The 1,285-nt window shown below is 44.0% G+C and carries 1 protein-coding gene and 1 pseudogene; both read right to left on the reverse strand.

Features of this window, described 5'->3' with window-relative positions; translation table 11 throughout:
* Nucleotides 1-518 (reverse strand): annotated as a pseudogene (locus tag R7Z47_RS24010) (site-specific integrase); the annotation flags it as partial.
* On the reverse strand, nt 511-831 hold the full coding sequence (locus R7Z47_RS24015) for a hypothetical protein (protein ID WP_102137291.1): 321 nt from the start codon (nt 829-831) through the stop codon (nt 511-513). The pseudogene R7Z47_RS24010 and the gene R7Z47_RS24015, both read right to left, overlap by 8 nt.
* Nucleotides 832-1,285 lie beyond the last annotated feature (454 nt).

Here is a 1,285-nt window from a genome sequence, read left to right on the forward strand (position 1 = left end):
TGTACGTCCCGTGGACTCGGATTTACTTCGCCAGAAGGTCGTAGTGTGTACAGTTCGTGAGCGCGTAGACCCGCTTCATGACAAAGTTGTGTTGAGAGTGCATGTTGCTCGGTTTGGTGCTGAATGATCGCATTGACCTGTTCTGGCGTGTAAGAACGAGAGTTTTCAATAGTTTCTTTTTTAGATGTAGGAAGCTCTTTGGGTGGGTATAGTGTTTGATTGGGTTCTAACTTATGTGTGACATGCTGCATCATTGTTTGTATTGCCTGACGATCCATGTCGATTGTGCTTTGTTTACATTCGTGAGCGCGTAACTCTATGTAGTTTTTTGCTTGTTCTGGGGTTAGTTCTCTTAGAGAGCCAAGCTTGAACTCTTTCAGATAATCGCAACAGGTTTTCAATGCTTGTTCGTAGTTCCTCGCCGTTCCCACCGATTCTATGGCATTACCTTTCCCCTGCATTTCTTTCATGACAGAAGCGGCTTGTTTTTCTGATTTTGCGAAGTGCCCTTTAGCCATTGCGTGTTACTCCGATGGAATGGATATATCGGAGGATGGTACTGCGAGCTGCATATTGCTTGTGTTCAGTTTGGAGGTGCAGAGCAATCAGTTCTAAAGATGCGCCATGCTTGTACATTTTGGCGATTTCAGAACGGAACGGTTCAAGTTTAGAGGTGCGTTTCTTATAGTTTTTGCCTTTGCGTAAAGCACGGGTCTTTTTTGCAGCTTCGGTCGCTGCTACTGGATCAAAGCTCATAAAAATCTCGATGTGGGCGTAAGAACTAGCTAAATATTTTCGTAAAAATATCCAGACGGCATTGCCGTTCGCCAATTTTGCTTTTTTTCGTATAGCAAGGCCGACTGTTCACACCTTTTCACGTTCACTTTCCGCCAGTGAAGTGCGTACTGATTTTTGTGTTTCGCTGCTTTGAGAAGCACCGTTGGTATCAGTAATTAAAACCAACGTGTACGGTGTTAACTAGGCCGTACTCCCCTGAGGCAAAATCATTTTTTAGTTCTCTGACTAAGCGCGGATTTGATTTTCGCAGACCAAACCAAGGAGGTTGTAGAGGTCAGGTTCCTGCATAAGCAGCAGTGGGCTATGGAAATTCCATTGTGACATTTTCACGTTTTATCTGCAATATTGTTTTGTTGCAGGCTTTTTGTTGCGTGAAATCATACGAAAGCTCATTAAATCTCGCGCTATGTGGAATTTTTAAATTCTACATAGCGCGAGTAGGCTCGCGAAATTTGCGAAGGGTCTCTCCTGAATTTGCAACGCGAAG

The sequence above is a fragment of the Vibrio sp. 1641 genome, from assembly GCF_033339995.1.
In the GTDB taxonomy this organism is placed as follows: domain Bacteria; phylum Pseudomonadota; class Gammaproteobacteria; order Enterobacterales; family Vibrionaceae; genus Vibrio; species Vibrio alginolyticus.